The organism is Microbacterium saccharophilum (genome assembly GCF_007992455.1).
Lineage (GTDB): Bacteria > Actinomycetota > Actinomycetes > Actinomycetales > Microbacteriaceae > Microbacterium > Microbacterium saccharophilum.
Map to the genome: position 1 here is coordinate 1 of NZ_BKAH01000027.1, position 3,330 is coordinate 3,330.

Below are 3,330 nucleotides of genomic sequence, written 5' to 3' on the forward strand. Positions count from 1 at the left end.
ACGCTCGACGTCTGAGGGGGCGGCCGTCGGGCCGCTCCCTCACCCTCGACCACACATTGACGGAGGATGCCGCAGATGGACATCATGCTCGACCTCGAGCAGCTCAAGGACGCGAAGGCCGGTCTCGAATCGTCCATTTCGGAGTTCGAAGCGGCCGCCGACACCAATGACGACCTCGAGACGGCGATCGCCCGGCCCGACGGGCGCAGCGATCTGCTGAACCAGGTGATCGACTTCGAGGTGGCATGGCGCGACAAGCGCGGCAAGCTCAAGGAGAACCTCACCAACATCAAGGACCAGCTGACGTCGATCATCGACGGCTGGGAGGAGTGGGACACCACCACCGCCAGCGATCTCGAAGGCAGCACGAGCACGCAGAACGTGACCGCACGCGGGGGAGTCCGATGAAATCGCCGAACACGGGACACACGCTCCGTCAGCTCGAAGGCAACGCGGCCGACATCGTCAGCCGCGGGGAGGGCTTGAAGACCCTCGCCGCGACGATGGAGACGACGGCCACGCACCTGAAGAACATCGGCAACTCCGCCATCCACAAGAGCAAGGGCACCGACAAGCTCGCCGAGATGGCCAACGAGACGCACGGCGACCTCTCCGACGCCGCCGTGCGGTACCGCGGCACCGGCAAGAGCCTGGCGGCGTACGGTGAGGCGCTCGACACCGCGCAGACCTGGCTGCGCAGCAACATCGACGACGTCGAGTCGGCCGAGAACGCCTATCAGGCGGCCCTGGAGGCGAAAGCGGATGCCGACTGGGCGGAGAGCCTCGCCGCCACCCGCGCCTCCGCCGCCGACCCCGACGACGACGCGGCCTCCCGCGCCGCCACCCGCGCCGAGGATGCCGCCGACGACGCCGCGACCGCCCTCACGACCGCGAGGATCCACCGCGACGAGATGTGGAAAGCGTTCGACGACGTCTTCGACGCCTGGTCGGACGCCTACGACGACGCCGTCGACGGCATCGAGAACGCGATCGAGTCCGCCGACAACAACGACGGCTTCTGGGAGTTCGTGGACGACCTCCTCGACGTCATCGCGATCGTCCTGGTCGTCCTCAGCATCATCGCGCTCATCATCGGCGCGCCCCTGACCGGCCTCCTGGGCATCATCCTCCTCGTGCTGGCCGCGGCCTCGCTGCTGCTCACGCTGCTGAAGTTCGCGTACGGGAGGGCGAGTCTGAGCGACGTGGCCTGGAGCGCCGTCGGCCTGCTTCCGTTCGGCGTCGGCAAGGTGCTCTCGCGGGGCGTGCCTGCGCTCGGCTCGGTCGTGCAGGGCGGCCGGGGGGCCGTGACAGCCGCCATCCGCGCCGGCCTGCCGCGCGTCTCCCTCCTGCGACCGACCACGTGGGCGACGCCGGTACGATCGCTGTTCGCGCCGGTGCGGTCGTGGCTCGCGCTGCCGAAGCCGGGCATGCTCACCAACCCTCTCGCGGCCATCCGTCTCGGCGGAGCCGAGACGGCGCAGGTCTCGACCTTCCTCAACACGGTGCGCAACTCCCCGTGGGCCAGTAACCCCGGTGTGCAGCAGTTCGTGTCCTCGACGGCCGCGTCGCTGCCCGGCGGCATCCGCCAGGGGGCGAACGTCATCAGCTGGGGAGGGTTCAGCCTCATCGACGGCCTCGGGCTCGCCGACGCCCAGCCGGAGATCCCGGGCCTGCGCGACCTCCGCGTAAGCTGACGCCGTGACAGACAGCCCCGCGCGAGCGCGCTCCGTCCATTCCGTCCTGAGCACGATCCTCGCCGTCGTCGCGATCCTCCCGCCGGCCGCCCTCGTCGTCTTCCTCGTGGGTTCGCTCCTCCTCTCCGGTGGTCAGGTGAGCGCGTCGATGGACACCAAATGGGATGCCGTGCGGCCCTACCCGCTGTTCGCGGTGCCCACCGTCGTGCTCGTCGTCCTCGCCGTCGTGTCCGTCGTCCTCGCGCTGCTCGTCGCGGTGACGGCCCGCGCCGGCGACGAGACCGGGCTCCGCGGGCTGGTCGGCCCGCTCGTCGGGGCGATCATCGCCGCGATCCTGTTCGCCGTGCTCATCCCCGACGGTGGCACGCGCGAGGGAGACATCACGGTCGGCGGACAGTGGATCGCCGCGATCGTCAGTGCGGCCGCCCTGGGCGCCGTGCTCCTCGGCGCCGCCGGAGCAGCGGCGAAGAGCCGCGCGCAGGGGCAGGCGGCGTGACCGCGCTCTCCGGGTTCCACATCATGCTGCCGCCCGGCTGGTCGCGTTACCGCGTGGACGAGGACGGCCGGAAGGAGTTCATCGCCAAGCTCTCCGCGCGGATGAAGGACGTCGGGCACCCCGAACTCGACGTGCGGCTCCGGATGCTCGCGAACGCCCAGTGGCGGAAGCTGGCGCAGACCCGCACGCACAGCGTCTACCTCGCCGACCGTGAGGTCGACGGTCTCGTCCACCTCCCCGTCTCGCTCGCCGTGCGGCAGCACGTCGCGCCTGCCGGTGTCGCCTTCGGCGACGGCATCCGCGACCTCACCCCCGCGCAGATCGACGTCTACGACACCGCGATCGGCCCCATCCGGCGCTGGGAGTCCGACAAGCCCGGCGAGGGGGAGACGGAGGGGATCACCACCCGCACGCTCGGGTACGGCTTCGCGCTTCCGGATGCCGACGACCGCCGCGGCCTCATCTTCACGGCATCCATCCCCTACCCGGACGGTGCGGACGCCTCTCTCGTGGAGGCGGCGACCGAACTCGTGGACTCGATCATGGAGACGTTCCGATGGCGGTAGCCCCCACGTACACGCTCAGCCTCGAGACGACGTGGCTGCCCGTGCCGCTGGAGTTCCCGTGGGGCTCCTTCCCGGATGCCGACGCCTGGGCGGACGAGTTGACCGACAGCCTGCTGGCCGGGACCGGTGTGCCGGCCGAGGCGCGTGACCAGCTGCGCGCCACGGCGCTCACCCTCCAGGCGATGCCCGGGCCCCTGCCCGGTGCGATGGAGCGGTTCTGGCGCACCGAGTACGTCGGCGGTCCCGCCATCATCGCCCACCTGTACGTCACGGACTCCGCCGCACGCAGCGCCGACGAGCTGCTGCAGCTCGCGCGCGCCGGCATCGGAGGCCGGGTGCAGACGTGGACGTCCCTCGAGGGCACCGCGTTCCCGCTCGCCGTGCAGGCCGTCGTGACGATGGACATCGAGGACGTGACCGTCGGGGCGGTCCGCCACCTGGGGGTCCGCGACGGCTACGTCTTCCTGCTCGATTTCCTCAGCGAGGACCCGCTGGTCCTCGAGGCCGTGCAGGACGAGCTGTCGGGCATCTTCCGCTCCATCCGCTTCGCCTGACCGGGCGCTGCCTCCGCACC

At 70.8% G+C, this 3,330-nt stretch carries 5 protein-coding genes; all 5 read left to right on the forward strand.

Translation table 11 applies throughout. From position 1 onward, the window contains the following. Positions 1 to 75: 75 nt before the first annotated feature. Genes MSA03_RS14240 through MSA03_RS14255 form a run of 5 tightly spaced genes read left to right on the forward strand, consistent with a single transcriptional unit; the run spans position 76 to position 3,310 of the window. A complete protein-coding gene (locus tag MSA03_RS14240) occupies positions 76 to 408 on the forward strand; it encodes a hypothetical protein (RefSeq protein WP_028494807.1) in 333 nt (110 codons plus the stop codon). Further along, the gene (locus MSA03_RS14245; protein ID WP_028494808.1) at positions 405 to 1,694 is read left to right on the forward strand and encodes a hypothetical protein; all 1,290 of its coding nucleotides are present in this window, start codon (positions 405 to 407) and stop codon (positions 1,692 to 1,694) included. The genes MSA03_RS14240 and MSA03_RS14245 overlap by 4 nt, the downstream gene beginning before the upstream one ends. Before the next feature lie 4 nt (positions 1,695 to 1,698). Next, positions 1,699 to 2,190 carry a hypothetical protein gene (locus tag MSA03_RS14250; protein ID WP_028494809.1) on the forward strand — a complete coding sequence of 164 codons (492 nt, stop codon included), beginning with the start codon at positions 1,699 to 1,701 and terminating at the stop codon, positions 2,188 to 2,190. Then, positions 2,187 to 2,756 (forward strand): hypothetical protein, encoded by a 570-nt coding sequence (locus MSA03_RS14430; RefSeq protein ID WP_170245534.1) that lies wholly within the window; start codon positions 2,187 to 2,189, stop codon positions 2,754 to 2,756. The genes MSA03_RS14250 and MSA03_RS14430 overlap by 4 nt, the downstream gene beginning before the upstream one ends. Next, positions 2,747 to 3,310 (forward strand): hypothetical protein, encoded by a 564-nt coding sequence (locus MSA03_RS14255; RefSeq protein ID WP_147051526.1) that lies wholly within the window; start codon positions 2,747 to 2,749, stop codon positions 3,308 to 3,310. The genes MSA03_RS14430 and MSA03_RS14255 overlap by 10 nt, the downstream gene beginning before the upstream one ends. Positions 3,311 to 3,330: the final 20 nt, after the last annotated feature.